The organism is Streptomyces sp. MS06 (genome assembly GCF_047200655.1).
Lineage (GTDB): Bacteria > Actinomycetota > Actinomycetes > Streptomycetales > Streptomycetaceae > Streptomyces.
This window is the reverse complement of record NZ_JBJZOJ010000002.1, coordinates 14,044-33,162: the sequence shown is the minus strand read 5'-3', so window position 1 is coordinate 33,162 and position 19,119 is coordinate 14,044. Positions and strand designations below refer to the sequence as shown.

Here is a 19,119-nt window from a genome sequence, read left to right as displayed (position 1 = left end):
GCCGGGGCCCGGGGGGTGTGCCGGGCCGTCCGTCGGGGGCTGCACGGCCGCCGGGGTGTCGTCTCCGGCGCCACGGAATTTGCGGAATCGATTCATCGCACGTGTTCCAGCTTCTTCTCAAGAGCGTCCAGGGCCCGGCTGGCGGTCGACTTGACGGCGCCTCGGGAGAGGCCGAGGGTCTCGGCGATCTGCGCCTCGGTCAGGTCCGACCAGTAGCGCAGCACCAGCACCTCCCGCTGGCGGGTGGTGAGCTGCTGCAGCGCCACGAGAACGCGGCGGTGCTCGTCGTGGTGGACGGCGTGGTCCTCCGCGGAGGCGGCGTCCGGCTCGTGCGGGGGCACGTAGGCGCGCGCCGTCTGCCGTCGCCGCAGCACCGAGCGGGCGTTGTTCACCACCGCGGTGCGCAGGTAGGCGAACGGGTTGTCCAGGCCGTCCAACCGCTCGCCGTGGCGCTGGTACAGCGCGGCGAACGCGTCCTGGACCACGTCCTCGGCGATCTGCACCTCGTCCACCAGCAGGACCGCGAGGCGGACCAGCCCGAGCCGGTGAGCGTGGTAGAGGTCGGTCACCGTCGGACGGGGCTCCTCCTCGGACCGGTCGGCGCCGCCGCGCAGCAGCCTGAACCGCGGGCGGCGCGCGCCGGCGGCCCCGCCCCCGGGGCCGGCCCGGTCGATCGCGGCGCCGTCCGCCGTCTCGGCGCCGGCTCCGCCGGCCGCCTCGGCCCGGGTGCCGAACAGCACCAGGCGCAGCCATCCGGCAGCACCGCCGGTGCTCTGCCCTCTCCGGTACGGCTCGACCACCGGAGCGTAGGCACTCAGCACTGACATACATCCCCCCTGGGACAGTTCACTTGATCATCAGAGACTATGCGTGGTCGCGGCGGCGGCTCCGGACCGCCCCGAAGGCCAGGAAGCCGAGCGCGGCGGCGACCAGGCCGGCGAGCAGGACCGACGTGGCCCGGCCTCCGCCGGTGGCCGCCGCGGCCGCGACCGGAGCGCTCATCGCCGTGTCCGGGGCGGGCTGCGCGGCGGCCGGGGGGACGCCGTCCGGCACCGTGCCGGCGGCCGGCCCGGTGGACGCCGGGGCCGGGGCGGCAGGTTCGGCGGTCGCCTCGGCGGCGGGCGTCCGCGCGGCGGGCCGGGCAGCGACGGGGGCGGGCTCGGCGGCCGAGGGCCCCACGGCGGCCGACGGGGTGCCGGAGGCGGCCGGGGTGCCGGAGGCGGCCGGGCGGGAAGGCTTCGCCGCCGGGCGGACGATGTCGACGTTCCGGACGGTCACCGGCCCCGACGGGGGCAGTTGCAGGGACCCGTCGGCGGAGACGGCGTCGTAGAGCTGAAAGGAGTGCACGGCCGGCGGGAGACCGGGTGCCACCGTCAGCCGGAAGGTCCCGGTCCACCGGGCGCCCGCGGCGAGCGCGTGGTCGACCAGCGCGCTGTCGACGCTGAACGTCGGGTCGCAGCCGACCGCCGTCGGAACGGTCTTCCAGACACCGCCGACAAGGGCCTCCAGACGGGTGTTCCGCGGGCTAAGCCCACCGTCCTCGGTCCAGCCGTAGATCCCGAGTTCGACGGAGACGTTCTCGTAGTCCGCGCCGGTCCCGTTGTACTCGGAGAGCGTGAAGGTCCACGGCTCGCCGACGGTCAGCGGGCCGTGGGCGTCGCTGCCGAGCGTGAGGATCCCCTGGTGCGTCCCGGGCTTCTCCGCCGGCTGATCGCCCGGACGGACGACGCGGTGCGCGCCGCCGCAGGTCGTCGGCGCGGCGGCCTCGTCGGCCGCCGCCGCGTCGGCGGTGCCCGCCACCGTCGCGAGGGTGGCGGCGGCAAGGATGACATTCTTCGTGAAACGCCTGGAAAAGGGCGTACGCATGACAGGGTCCCCCTGGGATCGGCTGGGTTGGTGGTGAACATCGGTCCGCGGGTGTCGGTACCGGACTCACGGGCCCCGCTCGCCGGCCCGGCTCACCGGCCCGACTCGTGGGCGCCGCTCGTGGGCCCGTTCCCCGCGCCCTCGAACCTAAAGACGTCCATCCCCCACGGGGGTTGCAGGTGACCTCGGAAGTTTTTTCGCGGGCCCGGAACCCCGGCCGGCAGGGGGCGCCCCACCGCGCCCGATGCCCGTTTCCGGGGGAAAGGACCGGTCAGGGCACTACGCTGAGGGCATGCGGGTACTGGTTGTCGAGGACGACCCCGGGATCGCGGACCTCCTGGTGCGCGGGCTGCGCCGAGCCGGCTACACGGCCGGCAGCGTGTCCAGCGGACACCAGGCGCTCGCGGCCGCGCCGGAACCCGATGTGGTGCTCCTGGACCTGGGGCTGCCCGATCTGGACGGCGTCGACGTCTGCCGGCGGCTGCGGCGCCGCTCGGACGTGGCGATCATCGTCGTCACGGCCCGGGGCGAGGAGGGCGACCGGGTCGCCGCACTCGACGAGGGGGCCGACGACTACCTGGTCAAGCCGTTCGGCCTGGCCGAGCTGCTCGCCCGCATCCGGGCCGTGCTGCGGCGCGTGCATCCCGTCGACGCCTCGGGCCCGGAGGTACTGCGCCACGGCCCCCTGGAGATCGACCTGCGCACCCGCAAGGTCACCGTGGCGCAGCGGGAAGTGGCGCTCACCCCGAAGGAGTTCGACATCCTGGAGTCGCTGGCCGTCGACCCCGGCCGGGTGGTGACCCGGCAGGAGATCCTGGAGCGGGCCTGGGACGCCCACTGGTACGGGCCGACGAAGGTGCTGGACGTCCACATCGCGGCCCTGCGGCGCAAGCTCGACGTCCCCGGACTGGTCGAGACGGTGTACGGCAGGGGCTTCCGCCTGGGAACGGCGGACGCGGACCCGGCAGGACCCGTACGGCGATGACCCGGCGGATCGCACTGTCCGTCATGGCCCTGATCATCGTGGTCCTGGCACTGGCCGTCGTACCGCTCGGGCTGTCGCTGGTGGGACGCGAGCAGACCTCCTTCCGGGACAGCACCGAGGCGGCGGACCAGGCCATCGCGTCCGCCGCGGAGGAGTACCTCTCCGACCGCCGCTCCCCCGCCTCCCTGCAGCAGTTGCTGGTGCGGACGGAGCAGACCGGCGACTGCGCCGCGGTGTTCGACTCCCGCGGGCGCCGCACGGCCGCCACCCCCTGCCCGGACCAGACCGAGGGGGAGGCCGAGCGGGCCGCCGAGGACTGGGCCGCGCTCGCCCGCCGGGTGATCGACGCGCCGGCGACGGTGACCCTGGAGCGCGACGACCGGCTCCTCGTCGCGGTACCGGTCGGCGACACCGCACAACCCGTCGGCGCCGCCGTGCTCTCCCGGTCGACGGAGCCGATGAACGAGCGGATCTCCGCGATGTGGTGGCGGATGGCGCTGCTCGGCGTCACCGGACTCGCCGCCGGCGCGCTGCTCGCCGTGACCCTGGCCCGCTGGGTCGGCCGCCCGCTGCGCGCCGTGGACGCCGCGGCCCGGCAGCTCGGCGAGGGCGACCTGGAGGCCCGGGCGGCCGGCGGCCGCGGACCGGACGAGGTGCGCAGGCTCGCGGCGACCTTCAACACCATGGCCGCCCGGCTGGAATCGCTGATCCACGGTCACCGGGTCGTGGTCGCCGACGTCTCGCACCAACTGCGGACCCCGCTCACCGCGCTGCGGCTGCGCCTGGACGTCCTCGCGGCGGACGCCGACGACGACACGGCCTCCGAACTCGCCTCCGCCCAGGAGGAGATCGCCCGGCTGTCCCGGCTGGTCGACGGGCTGCTGGCGGTGGCCCGCGCGGAGAACGCGGTACCCCGCCCGGTTCCGGTACGCGTCGACGAGGTGGTGGAGGACCGGCTCGCCGCCTGGAGGCCGGTGGCGACGGAGCGGCACATCGCACTGACGTCCCGCTGCCGGCCCGGGCTGACCGCCGGGCTCGGTGCGGGCGACCTGGAGCAGGTCCTCGACAACCTGCTGGCCAACGCGCTCGACGCGCTGGGCGAGGGCGCCCGGGTGCACCTCGAGGGGCTGGCCCGCCGCGACCGCGCCGTACTGACGGTGGCCGACGACGGCCCCGGGATGAGCGCCCCCGCACGCGAGGCCGCCTTCCACCGGTTCGGCAACCCGGAGGCCTCGGGCACCGGCCTCGGACTGGCCATCGTGCACCGGCTGATCACCGCCAACGGCGGCACGGCCCGCCTGGAGGAGACCCCGGGCGGCGGCCTGACCGTCGTACTGGACCTGCCCGCGGCAGGTCTTAACCAGTTCTGAGGATTTCCTGAACGCGTTCCTGAACGGCCGCACGGCAGGGTTGAAGTCGGAGAACACCTCACTGCGAACCTGCAGTCGGAGAACACCTCGCTGCCGAGGAGTCAAGCCATGCCTCTCCCCGACCCCGCCGTCCGAGCCGCCGTGCACCGGCGCGCACAGGGACGGCGTCGCGTGGGCAAGACCACCCGCTGGGTGCTGGCCACCGCCGTCGCCGGCACCGCCGCGCTCGGCGCCGGATACGCGCACGCGATCCCCGGCACCCACCCGGCACCGGCCTCCACCACGCCCGACAACGGCACCAGCAGCACCCAGGGCGGACTGCGCGCCCCCGGGCAGGCTCCCGGGACGACCTCGCAGGCGCCGCAGACCCAGTCGGGTGCGTCATGACCGCCCCCGTCACCCGGCCGCCGAGCCGGGACCCGGCCCGCACCTCGATGCGCGCACTGGGGACCACGGCCGTACTGCTCACCGCGGACCCGGCCCGGGAGGGCCGGGCGCTGGACGTGCTGCGGGCCGAACTCGACGCCGTCGACGCCGCCTGCAGCAGGTTCCGCGGCGACTCCGAACTCAGCCGGGCCAACGCGGCAGCGGGCACCGGCCGCCCCGTCCCGGTCGGGCCGCTGCTGGCCGAGGCCGTGGACGCGGCACTGCGCGCCGCCGAACTCACCGGCGGCGCCGTGGACCCCACGGTGGGTCCGGCCCTCGTCGCCCTCGGCTACGACCGGACGTTCCGCGAGGTCCCCCCGACCGGACCGGAACCCGTGCTCAGGCCCGCCCGCGGCTGGCGGGCGGTCGGCTGGGACCCGGCACTGCGGCTGCTGCGGCTGCCCGCCGGAACCGCCCTCGACCTGGGCGCCACGGCCAAGGCGCTCGCCGCCGACCGGGCGGCCCGCCGGGCGGCCCGGGCGGCCGGCTGCGGAGTCCTGGTCAACCTCGGCGGCGACCTGGCGGCGGCCGGGCCGCCCCCGGACGGCGGCTGGCGGATCGCCCTCGCCGACGACCACGCCGCCCCGCTCCCCCGGCCGGGACCGGTCGTCACCGTTCGGGACGGCGGCCTCGCCAGCTCGGGCACCGCGGTCCGCACCTGGCGGCGCGGGGGCCGGCTCCGGCACCACATCGTCGACCCGGCCACCGGCGACTCGGCGCCCGAGGTCTGGCGGACCGTCAACGTGGCCGCCGCCACCTGCGTGGACGCCAACACCGCCGGCACCGCGGCGGTCGTCCTGGGCGAGCGGGCCCCCGGCTGGCTGCGCCGCACCGGCCTGCCGGCCCGGCTGGTCCGCCCCGACGGACGCGTACTGCGGGTGAACGGATGGCCCGCCGACCCGGGGGGAGGCCCCCGATGACCGGCTCCGCAACCGCCCTGAGCGCACTCGCGTCCGGCCCGAGCCCGCTCTGGTACGCCACCCGGGCCTCCGGCACGGCCGCGCTCGTCCTGCTCACCGCCACGGTCGCGCTCGGTGTCGCGGCAGGCGGGCGGTACGCGCCCCCGCGGATCGCCAGGTTCGAGGTGTCCGCGCTGCACCGCAACCTCTCCCTGCTCACCCTGTCCTTCCTCGGCCTGCACATCGCCACCGCCGTCGCCGACGGCTACGCCCACATCGGCCCGGCGGCCGCCGTCGTACCGTTCGCGTCGGCGTACCGGCCGCTGTGGGTGGGCCTCGGCGCGGTGGCCCTGGACCTGCTGCTGGCCGTCGGGGTGACCAGCGCCCTGCGCCACCGGCTGGGTCGCCGCAGGTGGAAGGCGGTGCACTGGCTCGCGTACGGGGCCTGGCCAGTGGCGATGTTCCACGCCGCCGGCACCGGCACGGACACCCGGCTGGGCGCCCAGCTCCTGCTGTACGCGGGCTGCCTGCTGACCGTGCTCGCCGCGGTCGGATGGCGGCTCGCCCGCGCCGCCGGAGCCTCCGGGCGCCGGGTCCGGCTCTGGGCGGTGCCCGCCACGGCGCTGGTGCCGGTGGTGCTCACCGCCTTCCTCGCCGCCGGGCCCCTCCGGCCGGGCTGGGCGCACCGGGCCGGCGGCTCCGTGCCCGCCACCGCCCCGGCCCGAACCCCCGACCGGCCGAGCACATCACCCACGACCACCCCTCAGCCGACGACCGGCGAGGACGACACGGAGGGAGGGGACGGCGAGTGAACCCCGACACCGTCACCACGTCCACCGCGCCGGGCATCCGACCGCCGGACGGCCCCTACGGCATCCGCCTGCTGCACGGCTGGTACCGGACCGGCGGGCCCGCAGGCCTCGCCGAACACCTGGACCGCTACGGGCCCGCCCCGCTGGCAACCGCACGCGGATCGCTGGTGGACGCCGTCGAGCGGGCCGGGCTGACCGGCCGGGGCGGGGGCGGGTTCCCCACCGGCCGCAAGCTCGCCGCGGTCGCCGGAAAGCGGGGGCCCGCCGTCGTGATCGCCAACGGCATGGAGAGCGAGCCGGCCAGCCGCAAGGACGCGACGCTGCTCCATCTCGCCCCGCACCTGGTGCTCGACGGGGCCGTGCTCGCCGCGGAGGCGGTCGGCGCCACCGCGGTGCACGTGTGCCTGGCCCGCACCCGCGAGGACCAGCACGGCGGGCTGGCAAGGGCGCTGGCGGAGCGCCGGCGGGCCGGGACGGACCGCGTCGCGGTGCACGTGCACACCCTGCCGCACCACTTCGTCTCCAGCGAGGAGACCTCGCTGGTGAACTGGCTGAACGGCGGTGAGGCCCGGCCACAGGCCACCCCGCCCCGCCCGTTCGAGAAGGGGGTCGACCGGCGCCCCACACTCGTCGACAACGTGGAGACCCTGGCGCATCTCGCGCTGATCGCCCGCTACGGGCCCGGCTGGTTCCGGGAGTACGGCACCCCCGAGGCGCCGGGCACCACCCTGGTGACGCTGTCCGGCGCGGTGCGCTCCCCGGGCGTGTACGAGGTCCCGGCGGGCAGCCCCGTCACCGGGGCGCTGGACGCGGCCGGCGGGCCCACCGGACGACTCGGCGCGGTGCTCGCGGGCGGCTTCTTCGGCCACTGGCTGCCCGTGCCGTTGGAGGCCGCGGCCCTCGGCCGGGGCGCCGGGGTGCTGGCGGCGCTGCCGGAGGAAGCGTGCGGTCTCGCGGAGACCGCCGCGGCACTGGGCTACCTGGCGGCGCAGAGCGCCCGGCAGTGCGGACCCTGCCGGCTCGGACTCCCCACCGTGGCCGAGGACTTCGCCGAACTGGCCTGGGGGCGGTCCGTTGCCGCGGCGCTGGACCGCCTGAACCGGCGCCTCGGCCTCCTCCCCGGCCGCGGTGCCTGCCGCCATCCCGACGGCGCCGCCCGGCTCGCCGCCTCCGCGCTGCGGGTCTTCGGCGACGACGTGCACCGGCACGCCCGCCACGGGCCCTGCGCCGCCGCGCACGCCCCGCTGACCCTGCGGGTGCCCGCCGCCCGGCCACCGGAGGAAGGGGAATGGCGATGACCCGGGAGCGCGCCCTCACCATCGACTTCACCGCCTGCGACGGCCACGGGCTCTGCGCCGAGCTGCTGCCGGAACTCGTCGAGCTGGACGAGTGGGGCTACCCGGTGTTCCGTGCCACGACCGTCCCCGCCGGGCTGGTGCGCGATGCCCGCAGTGCCGTCGCCGCCTGCCCGATGATGGCGCTCCGGCTGACCCCCGCCCCCGCCCCCGACCGGGCCGGGCCACCGGGCGGCACGGCCCGCCGGGAACGCACGCCGGAGGCGGGACTGCGCTGAACCTGCGGTCCGGGACGGCCGTCAGGGGCGGCGGGCGACCACGGTGACCGCCCCCGCGCCGACCACCACCAGGGCGAAGCCGGCCCCGAGCAGCAGACCGGACGAGTCGCCGCTGCCGGTGGAGGCGAGCTGCGGCACGGCGGAGGCCGCCGTGGAGGGGAGTGCGGTCGGCGAGGCCGGCGCGTCTGCGGTTCCCGTCGTCGCCGCGGCCTGCGCGGCGGTACGACCGGCTGCCGGAGTCGGGTCGGTCTGCGGGGGCGCGGTCTCGTCCGGGGTCTGCGCCGGTGCGGTGCTCTCGGCGGGGAGGCGGACGATGTGGAGGGTGTGTCGCCGCACGGTGCCGGAAGGCTCGGTACCGAGGAACACGACGATGTCCCGCTGGTCGGCCGGCGCCTTGTCGGAGAGCGCGACACGGAACAGGAAGCGGGCGGCGTGGCCGCTGTCGAGGTGCTGCGCGAGGACGGACGTGTCGGGGTTGATGACCGGGTCGCAGGAGTGGTGCACCGGGAGGGTCTTCCACTGTCCGCCGGTCATGACCTGGACCGTGAAGTCCTCCGGTCGGAGGTTCGTGGGACCCCCTGCGCCCGAGCCCGACTCCAGGTTGTCGAAGCCGAGCACGGGCCGGAGGTCCTCGTAGGCCGCTCCGGTGAAGTTCGCCATCTCCACGGAGAGTTCGACCGGTGCACCCCCCGCGGTGAGGGAGCTGGGCGTGCCCGGCAGGAAGGAGATCTCCGGGTCGCCCTCGTGCTGGGCGGTGGCCGGGGCCGACGCGGTGGTGTCGCCCCCTCCGCAGGCGGCCCAGGCCGCCGGAGCCCCCGCGAACAGCGGCACGGCCGAGCCGAGCACGGCGGCGGCGGCCGCGGAGACGAGGAAACGGGAACGGCGGCGGTTGAAGCGGGCAGACATCGGAGGACCCCCTGGAACACGGACACGGACACGGACACGGACACGGACACGGTGGCGAACACGGACGCGGTGGCGGCATGGCGGCGTGGCGGCTTGGAAGTGCGTCCCGCCCCCTCGCCGCTTTCGCGGCGGAAACCCGGCGGACGCTCTGTGATGATCCTCTCACCGCGATGTCGCTTCATGATCGACACCTCGTCACGGCGGCGTAACAGGCACCGTTCCGTGGGCGCACCCGACCGGGCGCGGCCGGCCGGACGGGGCCCGGCCGCGGCGTGCCCGACCGGAGCGTGTCCAGCCCTGGCGTGCCCCGAACGGAGCCTTCCCGCCAGAGGACGCCCATCCGAGACGTGCCCCGAACGGACCGATCCCACCAGAGGACGCCCATCCGAGAGGTGCCCCGAACGGACCGTTCCCGCCCAGGCGTGTCCGGTTCGCGGAACCTGCGCGCCGGGCCGCTTCAGCCGAGTTGGGCGAGGGCCTCCGTGGCGATGGACTCGAACACGGTCGGGTCGGCGGCGAAGTCCGAGTCGGGGATCGGCCAGTGGACCACGATCTCGGTGAAGCCGAGCTCGCGGTGGCGGCCCGCGAAGTCGACGAAGGCGTCGAGCGACTCCAGTGGCCCGTTCCGGTCCGGGGTGAAGCCGTGGAGCAGGATCCGGTCCAGGTCGGCCGGATCACGGTCGATCTCCGAGCACGCCTTGCCGAGCTTCTCGATCTGGCCGCGCAGCGCACCCACCGACTGCTCCGGGGTCCCCGTCTCGTACAGCTTGGGGTCACCCGTCGTCACCCACGCCTGCCCGTAGCGGGCGGCGAGCCTCATACCGCGCGGACCGGTCGCCGCCACCGCGAAGGGGAGCCGGGGCCGCTGGGTGCAGCCGGGGATGTTGCGGGCCTCCTCGGCCGTGTAGAAATCGCCCTGCTGCGAGACCGCCCCCTCGGTGAGCAGCCGGTCCAGCAGCGGTACGAACTCACCGAACCGGTCCGCCCGCTCCCGCGGCGTCCACGCCTCCTGGCCGAGCACCGCGGCGTCGAAACCGTTGCCGCCGGCCCCGATACCGAGGGTGATGCGCCCGCCGGAGATGTCGTCGAGCGAGATCAGCTCCTTCGCCAACGTCACGGGGTGCCGGAAGTTGGGCGAGGTGACGAGGGTGCCCAGGCGCATCCTGTCCGTGGCCGTTGCCGCGGCCGTGAGAACGGGCAGGGCGCCGAACCACGTGCCGTCCCGAAAGCTGCGCCAGGAAAGGTGGTCGTAGGTGTACGCGGCGTGGAAGCCGAGTTCCTCGGCGCGCTGCCACTTGGCGCGGCCTCCCCCGTGCCAGGGGTCGACGGGAAGGATGACGGTGCTCAGGCGCAGACTCATGCCACCGAGCCTACGTCCGACGCGGGCGCGCCTTCCCGTGCTCCCGAGCCCTGACGGCCGACGCTCCGACCGGAGTTCCCCGGGAGGGCGACGCGGCTGTCGGGCCGAGGCGAGCGGCGCTTCCCGGCTGCCGCTCGCGCCGCGGTACGGCCGGCGTTCGGGGCCCGCCGATGTCGTCTGCGCCTCATCTGTGCGGACTTCTGCACGGGCGTGCAGGCATATGCGGGACAATGGGCGGGTGACCTCAGCGACCCGACAGCCCGAGACCCCGGCCTCCACCGTCCCGCCGCGGCTGATCGCCACCGACCTGGACGGCACCCTGCTGCGCGACGACAAGTCGGTGTCCCCCCGCACGGTCGCCGCGCTGGCCGCCGCCGAGCGGGCCGGCATCGAGGTCTTCTTCGTCACCGGCCGCCCCGCTCGCTGGATGAACATCGTCAGCGACCACGTCCACGGCCACGGCCTGGCGATCTGCGGCAACGGCGCCGCCGTGGTCGACCTGCACGGCGGCCCGGGCGCCCACCGGTTCGTGAAGGTGCGGGAGCTGGCCCGCCGGAACGCGCTGGACGCCGTACGGCTGCTCCGCGAGGCGGCCCCGGGCACGGCGTACGCCATCGAGCAGACGTACGGCTTCCACCAGGAGCCGCACTACCCGAAGCTGCACATGGAGGTCCCCGACATCCTCCTCGCCGCCGAGGAACTGCTGGACCGGCGGGGCCCCCTGCCCGACGAGCCGGTGCTGAAGATCCTCGCCCACCACGCCTCACTCGACCCCGACGCCTTCCTGACCCTGGCCCGACTCGCCCTCGGCGAGCGCGCCGCCGTCACCCGGTCCAGCCCCAGCGCCCTTCTCGAGATCAGCGGCCCCGGCGTCTCCAAGGCGAGCACGCTCGCGCTGTGCTGCGCCGAACGCGGCATCTCCCCCGAAGAGGTCGTCGCCTTCGGGGACATGCCCAACGACGTCGAGATGCTGTCCTGGGCGGGCCGCTCGTACGCCATGGGCAACGCGCACCCCGACGTGCTCGCCGCGGCGTCCGGGCGGACGGTCGCCAACAACGAGGACGGGGTGGCGGTCGTCATCGAGGAACTGCTGGCCGGGCTCCCGTAGTCAGCCGACCGGCACCCCGCGCGCGGCCAGCCACGGCACCGGATCCAGCGCCGATCCCATCTCCGGGGTGACCCGCACCTCGAAGTGCAGGTGCGGGCCGGTGGAGTTGCCGCTGGTGCCCGACTGGCCGATCCACTGTCCGGCAGCCACCCGCTGCCCCTGGTCCACGGCGACCGCCGCCAGATGCGCGTACTGCGTGTAGTAGCCGCCGGTGTGCTGGATGACGACCTGGATGCCGAAGGCGCCTCCGCAGGACACCCTCACCACGTGGCCGGCGCCGACCGCCCGCACCGGTGTGCCGATCGGCACCGCGAAGTCCTGCCCCGTGTGCCGGTGCGCCCAGCGCGCGCCACCGCTGCCGAACCCCGCGGAGAGCCGGTACGTCCGCACCGGCGCGACCCAGGTACGCGTGCCGTCGAGCGGCGGCTGGTCGAGCCGTACCGCGCCCCGGCAGCTACCGGCCGCGACCGCCTCGTCGGCCTGCCCCTGCAGCCGCCACCGCGCCTCCTCCAGCTTCGCCCGGATGCTCTCCTGCAGCGACGCCAGCTCGGTGTTGCGCTTCTCCAGTTCCCGCCAGGCAGAAGCCGCCTTCGCCTCGTCCGCCGTGAGTCGGGCCTCGGCGTGCCGGCTCCTGCTGATGGCCTGGTTGACGGCGGTGTCGGCCTGGGAGAAGAAGTGCTGCCCGCGCATCAGCTCCTCGGGGCTGTCCGCGAGGATGATCCGCGCGGCCAGCGGGATCCCGCCGCCGCTGCGGTACTGGGCGCGTGCGATCCGGCCCAGGTCGTCGTGCAGTCCGGCGATCCGCTGCCGCTCCCGGTCGAGGAGTTCCTCGACGTGCTGGGCCCGAGCCCGCTGCTCCTCCGCAGCGCGGCGCCCCGCCTCGTACCGCTGCGTCGCCACCGCAGCGTCCTGGTAGAGCCGGGCCACCTGCGCACTGAGCGCGGGACCGTCACCGGAGTCCCCGTCGGCCGCCGTGGGGCGCGCCGCGAGTACCGCGAACACGCACAGCAGGGCGGGAACGAGCAGCGGAAGGCGGCGGGATGAGCGCATATCAGCGATCGTGTCGCGGTTGCCCGGTCCGGTCCTGTTCACGTCGTACGGCTGGGGGATCCAGCGCCCCGAACGGGTCAACGAGCCTGCCGCGAGGAGGCTCTGACCGGGTGTCCGCACGGGACCGTTCCCACACCGACGGCGGGGAGGGCCCGCCCGGTCCGGGAGCGGAGCAGTGAACGGGGTGCGGGGGCGCGGGCGCAAACGGGGTTCGGGGAGCGGGCGCAGACCGGGGTCCGCGGCGCGCCGTGCGGGCTCGGCTACCGCGCGGCCGCCAGGAGCTCCTGGGAAGCCTCCTCGCGCTCGATCATCCGCCGCAGTGGACCGTCCACCACGGCCAGCTCCCCGTAGGCGCCGCGCTGCACCACCCGGCCGTCGGCCAGGACGACCACCTCGTCCACCGCCTCCAGCCCGGCGAGGCGGTGGGTGATGAGCAGCGTCGTCCGTCCCTCGGTGGCCGCCAGGAGGTCGGCGGTGAGCGCGTCGGCCGTGGGCAGGTCCAGGTGCTCGGCCGGCTCGTCCAGCACCAGCACGGGAAAGTCGGCGAGAAGGGCGCGGGCCAGCGCCAACCGCTGCCGCTGGCCGCCCGACAGCCGGGCCCCGTGCTCGCCCACCATCGTGTCCAGGCCGTCGGGAAGGCTGTCGGCCCAGTTCAGCAACCTGGCCCGGGCGAGCGCGTCGCGCAGGTCCTCCTCGGTCGCGTCCTTCCTGGCCAGCAGCAGGTTCTCCCGGACCGAACTGTCGAAGAGGTGGGCGTCCTGCGCACACAGCCCGACCAGCCGACGCACATCGTCGCCGTCGAGGGAGCGGGCGTCCGTCCCACCGAGTGTGTAGCTACCCGCGTCGGCGTCCAGGAAGCGCAGCAGCACCTGCGCCAGGGTCGTCTTTCCGGAGCCGGACGGCCCCACCACGGCGATCCGCTGCCCGGGTACCAGGGTCAGGTCGAGACCGGCCAGGGCGTCGCGCTGCTGTCCGGCATGGCGTGCGGTCAGGTTCCGGAGGACGACCGGGAAGGGGTTCGGGGGCGCCGGGAGCGGCCGGACGGGTTCCCGCACGGGCTCGGGGGAGTCCAGCACCTCGTACACGCGCTCGGCGCTCCTGCGGACCCGCTGCCGGTACTGGACCGCCGCCGGCAGCCCGAGGACGGCTTCGAAGGCGGCCAGCGGCACGAGGACGACGACGGCCAGGGCCACGCCGCTCAGCCGGCCCTCGGTGACTCCCCGGGCGCCCGCCAGAGCGGCGGCGGCGACCGTCAGCCCGGAGGCCAGAGCGGTCAGTCCGGCGCCGAGCGCAGTGGCGGTCGCCGCACGGGAAGCGATCCGGGTGAGAGTTCCGTCGGCCTGCTTCGCGGCGGCCGTGCGGGCTGGCAGCGCACCGGCGACCGTCAGCTCCGCGGTGCCCGTGAGCAGGTCGGCCACTCGGGTGGCGAGTTCTCCGCGGGCGGGTGCGAGGCGGCGCTCGGCACGGCGCGCCACGGCGCCGGTGAGCAGCGGCACACCGACACCGGCGGCCAGCAGCCCGGCGGCGAGCACGGCGCCCGCCTCGGGCAGCAGCCAGGCGGTGAAGCCGACGGACGCGGCCGAGACCAGCACGGCCGTGCCCGCAGGCAGCAGCCAGCGCAGCCAGTAGTCCTGGAGAGCGTCCACGTCGGCCACGACCCGTGCGAGGAGGTCGCCGCGCCGGGAACCGCGCAGTCCTGCCGGTGACAACCGCTCCAGTCGCCGGAAGACCGCGACCCGGGTGTCGGCCAGCATGCGCAGCACCGCGTCGTGGGAGACCAGCCGCTCGGCGTAGCGGAACACGGCCCGCCCGATACCGAAGGCGCGGGTCGCCGTCACCGCGACCATCAGGTACAGCACGGGCGGCTGCTGGGAGGCCCGCGAGATCAGCCACCCCGACGTGGCCATGAGGCCGACGGCGCTTCCCAGGGCCAGGCCGGCGAGCAGCAGCGCGAGCAGGAGGCGGCCGCGCCGGGGACCGGACATCGCGCGCACGCGGGCCAGGACCGAGCGGCCGGTCGACGGCGCCACCGCGGTCACGGGCTCTTCGGACGCGACGGCCCGCACGGCCGCGGCACGGTCCGGCTGCCGGTCCGCACCGGGTGCGCGGAGCGGACGGGATGCGGTCGAGTCGGCGGGCTGCTCGGCGGGTTCCGCGAGCCGTACCACCCGGTCCGCCACCGCCAGCAGAGCGGGCCGGTGCACCACCAGCAGTACGGTGCGGCCGACCGCCAGTCGGCGTACCGCGGCCACGACATCGGCCTCGGTCCGTCCGTCGAGTGCGGCCGTCGGCTCGTCCAGCAGCAGTACCGGCCGGTCGGCGAGGAAGGCCCGGGCCAACGCGAGCCGCTGGCGCTGCCCGGCGGAGAGCCCGGCCCCGTCCTCGCCCAGCACCGTTTCAAGCCCGTCCGGCAGGGAGTCGACGAAGTCGAGCGCACCGGCGTCGGACAGCGCCTGTCGTACGGCGATGTCGTCGGCGCCCGGCCGCGCCAGCCGGACGTTCTCCGCCACGGTGCCGGCGTACAGGTGGGGATGCTGCGGCACCCAGGCGACGCGCGCTCGCCACTGTTCCAGGTCCAGATCGACCAGGTCGGCGCCCCCCACCCGCACCCGGCCGGCCACCGGGGGGACGAATCCGAGCAGGGTGTGCAGCAGTGTCGACTTCCCTGCACCGCTGGGGCCGACGAGCGCGACTGTCTCCCCGGGCGCCACGGCGAACGACATCCTCGTCACGGCGTCGGCGGCCCGGCCTGGATAGCGGACCGTCACCTCCTCGAAGGCGATGCCGCCCGCGGGCACGGAAGCCGATCCGCAGACCGGCGGCGGCGTCTCCAGCACGGCGAAGATCTCCTCCGCCGCCGCCAGACCTTCGGCGGCAGCGTGGTACTGCGCGCCCACCTGCCGCAACGGCAGGTATGCCTCCGGCGCGAGCACGAGGATGACCAGTCCGGTGTACAGGTCCATCTCGCCGCGGACGAGGCGCATCCCGATGGACACGGCGACCAGGGCGACCGAGAGCGTGGCGAGCAGTTCGAGGGCGAAGGAGGAGAGGAAGGCGATGCGCAGGGTCTTGAGGGTCGCCTGCCGGTAGTCGCCGGTGATCCGACGGATGGACTCGGCCTGCGCCTTGGCCCGGCCGAAGACCTTCAGCGTGGGCAGTCCGGCGACGACGTCCATGAAGTGGCCGGACAGCCGGGACAGCAGCCGCCACTGGTGCTCCATACGGGCCTGTGTGGCCCAGCCGATCAGCATCATGAAGACCGGGATGAGCGGAAGGGTGGCGACGATGATGGCGGCCGAGACCCAGTCCTCCGTGACGACCCGGGCGAGCACCGCGACCGGCACGACCACCGCGAGCCCCAACTGCGGCAGGTAGCGGGAGAAGTAGTCGTCAAGGGCGTCGACCCCTCGGGTGGCCAGGTTGACCAGGGACCCGGTCCGCTGTCCGCCCAGCCATCCGGGACCCAGTGCGGTGGCCCGCTCCATCAGACGGCCGCGCAGCTCCGACTTCACCGCCGCGCTCGCCCGGTGGGCGGCCAGTTCGGTGAGCCAGGAGACCAGCGCACGCCCGCAGCCGACAGCCACCAGCAGGAGCAGGGGAGTGCGCAGCTCGGCGACCGACATGCCCTGCTGGAAGGCTCCGACCACCGTCTCGGCGATGAGCATCGCCTGAGCGATGACCAGTGCCGCGCCGACAGCACCGAGGCCGACGACCGACAGGAGGAAGAGGCGGGTGGCTCGGGCGTAGCGGAGAAGTCGTGGATCGACAGGTTTCACGTGGAACATGCCCTTCGACACAGGGAGGGCGTTTCACGTGGAACATCGTGCGTGACACGGCACACGTCACGGAGCATCGTGAAACCCCCTCCCGGTCAGACTCAGTGCAGGGACTCGGCTGCGGCGTCGGCGGCGATGTGCTGCGTGCCGATCCGCTTCCTGAACACCCAGTAGGTCCATCCCTGGTAGAGCAGAACGATCGGGGTGGCGACCCCTGCGCACCAGGTCATGATCTTCAGGGTGTAGGGACTGGAGGAGGCGTTGGTGACGGTGAGGCTCCAGTCCTCGTTCAGTGTGGACGGCATGACGTTCGGGAAGAGCGTCAGGAAGAGCATCGCCACCGCGGCCACGATGGTGACACCGGACAGGGCGAACGACCAGCCTTCCCGGCCGGCCTGATTGGCCGCCAGCGCACCGACCAGTGCCAGGACGGCCACCACCAGCGCGACCAGGCTCTTGGCGTCACCGTTGTCCACCTGCGTCCACACCAGGAAGAGCAGTGCCAGCACGGCGGTGGCGGCGCCCACCCGGAGGGCCAGCGTCCGTGCCCGCTCCCGGATCTCGCCGACCGTCTTGAGGGCGGTGAACACCGCACCGTGGAAGGTGAACAGGGTCAGCGTCACCAGGCCGCCGAGGAGGGCGTAGGGGTTGAGCAGGTCCCAGAAGTTCCCGACGTACTCCAGGTTCTGATCGATCTTCACGCCCCGCACGATGTTCCCGAACGCCACGCCCCACAGGAAGGCGGGGAGGAGTGAGGTCCAGAAGATCGCCGTCTCCCAGTTCCGCTGCCAGTGCTCATCGGACCGCTTCGCCCGGTACTCGAAGGCGACGCCCCGGACGATCAGGCAGAGGAGGATGAGCAGCAGCGGCAGGTAGAAGCCGGAGAACAGGGTGGCGTACCACTCGGGGAAGGCGGCGAAGGTCGCGCCGCCGGCCGTGAGCAGCCACACCTCGTTGCCGTCCCAGACCGGGCCGATGGTGTTGATGAGCACCCGCCGCTCGGTCCGGTCCCGGGCGAGCAGCCTGGTGAGGATGCCGACTCCGAAGTCGAACCCCTCCAGGAAGAAGTAGCCGGTCCACAGGACGGCGATCAGGACGAACCAGACGTCGTGCAGTTCCATGACTGTTGAGCTCCCTCGGCCTAGTACGAGAAGGCCATCGGCTTGTCGGCGTCACGGGAGTCGCCGCCGATCTTCGTGGGCGGATTCCGGTCGGAGTCGGTCAGTTCCGGCGGTCCGGCCTTGACGTACTTGGCGAGCAGTTTCACCTCGATGATCGCGAGGATCGCGTAGAGAGCGGTGAAAACGACCAGCGAGGTGAGGACCTCGCCCTGGGACACTCCGGGCGACACCGCGGCGCGGGTCTGCAGCACGCCGAAGACGACCCACGGCTGTCGGCCCATCTCGGTGAAGATCCAGCCCCAGGAGTTGGCGATCAGCGGGAAGCCCAGAGTCCAGATCGCGATGCGCCAGGACCACTTCGTCAGGTCCGGACCGAGCGCCTTGTTCCTGAACAGGACCAGGTGCGGAACCTCGTCCTCACCGACCCGCAGATGCTGGGGGAGCAGGAACTTCTTGCGGGTCAGCCACAGCCCGGCCGCTCCGACGGCGAGCGAGGCCATACCGAAGCCGATCATCCAGCGGAAGCCCCAGTAGGTGACGGGGATCACCGGGCGGTAGTCGCCCGGGCCGTACTTCTGCTGTTCGGACTTGTTGACGTCGTTGATGCCGGGCACGTACGAGTGGAAGTCGTCGTTGGCGAGGAAGGACAGCAGGCCCGGAACCTCTATGGCGACGTCGTTGTGCCCCTTCTCCACGTCGCCGTAGGCGAAGATCGAGAAGGGCGCGGACTCCTGGCCGTCCCACAGCGCCTCGGCAGCCGCCATCTTCATCGGCTGCTGCTTGAACATGACCTTGCCGAGCGTATCGCCGCTGATCGCGGTGAGCAGACCGGCGATCACGATGGTGACGAGGCCCAGTCGCAGCGAGGTCTTCATCACGGGGATGTGCTTCCTGCGGGCCAGGTGGAAGGCGGCGATGCCGACCATGAAGGCGCCACCGGTCAGGAATGCCGCGGTCAGGGTGTGGAAGACCTGGCTGAGCGCGGTGTTCTGGGTGAGGACTGCCCAGAAGTCGGTGAGCTCCGCGCGCCCCTTCTCCTGATTGATCCGGTAGCCGACCGGGTGCTGCATCCACGAGTTGGCCGCGAGGATGAAGTACGCCGACAGGATCGTGCCGATCGAGACCATCCAGATGCAGGCCAGATGAATCCTCTTGGGCAGTTTGTCCCAGCCGAAGATCCACAGGCCGATGAAGGTCGACTCGAAGAAGAAAGCGATCAGGGCCTCGAAGGCGAGCGGGGCCCCGAAGATGTCACCGACGAAGCGGGAGTAGTCCGACCAGTTCATACCGAACTGGAACTCCTGCACGATACCGGTGACGACACCCATCGCGATATTGATCAGGAAGAGCTTGCCCCAGAACTTGGTCGCCCTGAGGTACTTGTCCTTCTCCGTGCGCACCCAGGCGGTCTGCAGGCCGGCCGTGAGGGCGGCGAGCGAGATCGTCAGGGGGACGAAGAGGAAGTGGTAGACAGTCGTGATGCCGAACTGCCAGCGCGCCAGTGTCTCCGGCGCCAGAGCCAGGTCCACGTCGTTCTCCTTACATCGCCGCGGTACGGCGGCATTTTGCCCCTTTTGCCGCCCTCAATGGCGGAGCAATCGAGACACGCTTGTGAACGCGTTCACATTCACAAGCAATTATGGCGCATGCCCGTTCGATACCGCAGGGGTGGGGGGTCCCTGAGGCGACCCCGACCGGCCCCACCAGGGGGAACCATTGCGCACCTGGCGCCGCACCCCCTCCTGCTGCCGACCGCTCAGAGGGCGCCAGGAACTTCAACACGTCGTTGAATCCGCGGCATGCACACCTCGCACACCGAGACCTGCGTCACGCCGATACGGGTACGGATCTCCTGGTCGGTCGCTGT

General features: G+C 73.7%; 16 protein-coding genes. 8 read left to right on the top strand and 8 right to left on the bottom strand.

All coding sequences use genetic code 11. The annotated features are described in order from the left end of the window. Positions 1-92: 92 nt before the first annotated feature. A complete protein-coding gene (locus ACL02U_RS01180; protein ID WP_412788666.1) occupies positions 93-827 on the bottom strand; it encodes an RNA polymerase sigma factor in 735 nt (244 codons plus the stop codon). A gap of 37 nt (positions 828-864) precedes the next feature. Then, the gene (locus ACL02U_RS01175) at positions 865-1,866 is read right to left on the bottom strand and encodes a hypothetical protein (protein WP_412788665.1); all 1,002 of its coding nucleotides are present in this window, start codon (positions 1,864-1,866) and stop codon (positions 865-867) included. Positions 1,867-2,158: 292 nt separating this feature from the next. Between ACL02U_RS01175 and ACL02U_RS01170 the strand changes: the two genes are divergently transcribed. From ACL02U_RS01170 to ACL02U_RS01140, 7 genes are all read left to right on the top strand, one after another. Continuing rightward, a complete protein-coding gene (locus tag ACL02U_RS01170) occupies positions 2,159-2,851 on the top strand; it encodes a response regulator transcription factor (protein WP_412788664.1) in 693 nt (230 codons plus the stop codon). Continuing rightward, on the top strand, positions 2,848-4,221 hold the full coding sequence (locus tag ACL02U_RS01165; RefSeq protein WP_412788663.1) for a sensor histidine kinase: 1,374 nt from the start codon (positions 2,848-2,850) through the stop codon (positions 4,219-4,221). Before ACL02U_RS01170 ends, ACL02U_RS01165 begins: the two co-directional genes overlap by 4 nt. A gap of 108 nt (positions 4,222-4,329) precedes the next feature. Further along, positions 4,330-4,608, top strand: coding sequence for a hypothetical protein (locus tag ACL02U_RS01160; RefSeq protein ID WP_412788662.1), 279 nt, complete (start codon positions 4,330-4,332; stop codon positions 4,606-4,608). Further along, on the top strand, positions 4,605-5,567 hold the full coding sequence (locus ACL02U_RS01155; protein WP_412788661.1) for an FAD:protein FMN transferase: 963 nt from the start codon (positions 4,605-4,607) through the stop codon (positions 5,565-5,567). The genes ACL02U_RS01160 and ACL02U_RS01155 overlap by 4 nt, the downstream gene beginning before the upstream one ends. Then, positions 5,564-6,358, top strand: a complete 795-nt coding sequence (locus ACL02U_RS01150) for a ferric reductase-like transmembrane domain-containing protein (RefSeq protein ID WP_412788660.1) — start codon at positions 5,564-5,566, stop codon at positions 6,356-6,358. Before ACL02U_RS01155 ends, ACL02U_RS01150 begins: the two co-directional genes overlap by 4 nt. Then, positions 6,355-7,656: an NADH-ubiquinone oxidoreductase-F iron-sulfur binding region domain-containing protein gene (locus ACL02U_RS01145; protein WP_412788659.1), complete on the top strand. Its 1,302-nt coding sequence runs from the start codon at positions 6,355-6,357 to the stop codon at positions 7,654-7,656. Before ACL02U_RS01150 ends, ACL02U_RS01145 begins: the two co-directional genes overlap by 4 nt. Then, positions 7,647-7,931 carry a ferredoxin gene (locus ACL02U_RS01140; RefSeq protein WP_412788658.1) on the top strand — a complete coding sequence of 95 codons (285 nt, stop codon included), beginning with the start codon at positions 7,647-7,649 and terminating at the stop codon, positions 7,929-7,931. The genes ACL02U_RS01145 and ACL02U_RS01140 overlap by 10 nt, the downstream gene beginning before the upstream one ends. 21 nt (positions 7,932-7,952) lie before the next feature. Here the strand turns inward: ACL02U_RS01140 and ACL02U_RS01135 are convergent, their stop codons facing one another. Together ACL02U_RS01135 and ACL02U_RS01130 are read right to left on the bottom strand one after the other, a co-directional pair. Beyond that, the gene (locus ACL02U_RS01135) at positions 7,953-8,837 is read right to left on the bottom strand and encodes a hypothetical protein (RefSeq protein WP_412788657.1); all 885 of its coding nucleotides are present in this window, start codon (positions 8,835-8,837) and stop codon (positions 7,953-7,955) included. Positions 8,838-9,294: 457 nt separating this feature from the next. Continuing rightward, positions 9,295-10,197, bottom strand: a complete 903-nt coding sequence (locus tag ACL02U_RS01130; protein ID WP_412788656.1) for an LLM class flavin-dependent oxidoreductase — start codon at positions 10,195-10,197, stop codon at positions 9,295-9,297. A gap of 220 nt (positions 10,198-10,417) precedes the next feature. Here ACL02U_RS01130 and ACL02U_RS01125 point away from each other — a divergent pair, with 220 nt between their 5' ends. Further along, a complete protein-coding gene (locus ACL02U_RS01125; protein ID WP_412788655.1) occupies positions 10,418-11,305 on the top strand; it encodes a Cof-type HAD-IIB family hydrolase in 888 nt (295 codons plus the stop codon). Here the strand turns inward: ACL02U_RS01125 and ACL02U_RS01120 are convergent, their stop codons facing one another. The 4 genes from ACL02U_RS01120 to ACL02U_RS01105 all read right to left on the bottom strand — a co-directional run bounded on the left by ACL02U_RS01120 (position 11,306) and on the right by ACL02U_RS01105 (position 18,781). Next, complete coding sequence (locus ACL02U_RS01120; protein WP_412788654.1) at positions 11,306-12,355, bottom strand: peptidoglycan DD-metalloendopeptidase family protein; 1,050 nt, start codon at positions 12,353-12,355, stop codon at positions 11,306-11,308. A 260-nt stretch (positions 12,356-12,615) separates the two neighbouring features. Next, positions 12,616-16,140 (bottom strand): thiol reductant ABC exporter subunit CydD, encoded by a 3,525-nt coding sequence (cydD, locus tag ACL02U_RS01115; protein WP_412788816.1) that lies wholly within the window; start codon positions 16,138-16,140, stop codon positions 12,616-12,618. 92 nt (positions 16,141-16,232) lie between these two features. Further along, complete coding sequence (cydB, locus tag ACL02U_RS01110) at positions 16,233-17,252, bottom strand: cytochrome d ubiquinol oxidase subunit II (protein ID WP_412788653.1); 1,020 nt, start codon at positions 17,250-17,252, stop codon at positions 16,233-16,235. Positions 17,253-17,272: 20 nt separating this feature from the next. Next, a complete protein-coding gene (locus tag ACL02U_RS01105; RefSeq protein ID WP_412788652.1) occupies positions 17,273-18,781 on the bottom strand; it encodes a cytochrome ubiquinol oxidase subunit I in 1,509 nt (502 codons plus the stop codon). Between the last annotated feature and the right edge of the window lie 338 nt (positions 18,782-19,119).

Coding starts and splice junctions, on each gene's coding strand:
- ACL02U_RS01180 (WP_412788666.1), bottom strand. CDS start 827: ATGTCAGTGCTGAGTGCCTACGCTCCGGTGGTCGAGCCGTACCGGAGA.
- ACL02U_RS01175 (WP_412788665.1), bottom strand. CDS start 1,866: ATGCGTACGCCCTTTTCCAGGCGTTTCACGAAGAATGTCATCCTTGCC.
- ACL02U_RS01170 (WP_412788664.1), top strand. CDS start 2,159: ATGCGGGTACTGGTTGTCGAGGACGACCCCGGGATCGCGGACCTCCTG.
- ACL02U_RS01165 (WP_412788663.1), top strand. CDS start 2,848: ATGACCCGGCGGATCGCACTGTCCGTCATGGCCCTGATCATCGTGGTC.
- ACL02U_RS01160 (WP_412788662.1), top strand. CDS start 4,330: ATGCCTCTCCCCGACCCCGCCGTCCGAGCCGCCGTGCACCGGCGCGCA.
- ACL02U_RS01155 (WP_412788661.1), top strand. CDS start 4,605: ATGACCGCCCCCGTCACCCGGCCGCCGAGCCGGGACCCGGCCCGCACC.
- ACL02U_RS01150 (WP_412788660.1), top strand. CDS start 5,564: ATGACCGGCTCCGCAACCGCCCTGAGCGCACTCGCGTCCGGCCCGAGC.
- ACL02U_RS01140 (WP_412788658.1), top strand. CDS start 7,647: ATGGCGATGACCCGGGAGCGCGCCCTCACCATCGACTTCACCGCCTGC.
- ACL02U_RS01135 (WP_412788657.1), bottom strand. CDS start 8,837: ATGTCTGCCCGCTTCAACCGCCGCCGTTCCCGTTTCCTCGTCTCCGCG.
- ACL02U_RS01130 (WP_412788656.1), bottom strand. CDS start 10,197: ATGAGTCTGCGCCTGAGCACCGTCATCCTTCCCGTCGACCCCTGGCAC.
- ACL02U_RS01125 (WP_412788655.1), top strand. CDS start 10,418: ATGCGGGACAATGGGCGGGTGACCTCAGCGACCCGACAGCCCGAGACC.
- ACL02U_RS01120 (WP_412788654.1), bottom strand. CDS start 12,355: ATGCGCTCATCCCGCCGCCTTCCGCTGCTCGTTCCCGCCCTGCTGTGC.
- cydD (WP_412788816.1), bottom strand. CDS start 16,140: ATGTTCCACGTGAAACCTGTCGATCCACGACTTCTCCGCTACGCCCGA.
- cydB (WP_412788653.1), bottom strand. CDS start 17,252: ATGGAACTGCACGACGTCTGGTTCGTCCTGATCGCCGTCCTGTGGACC.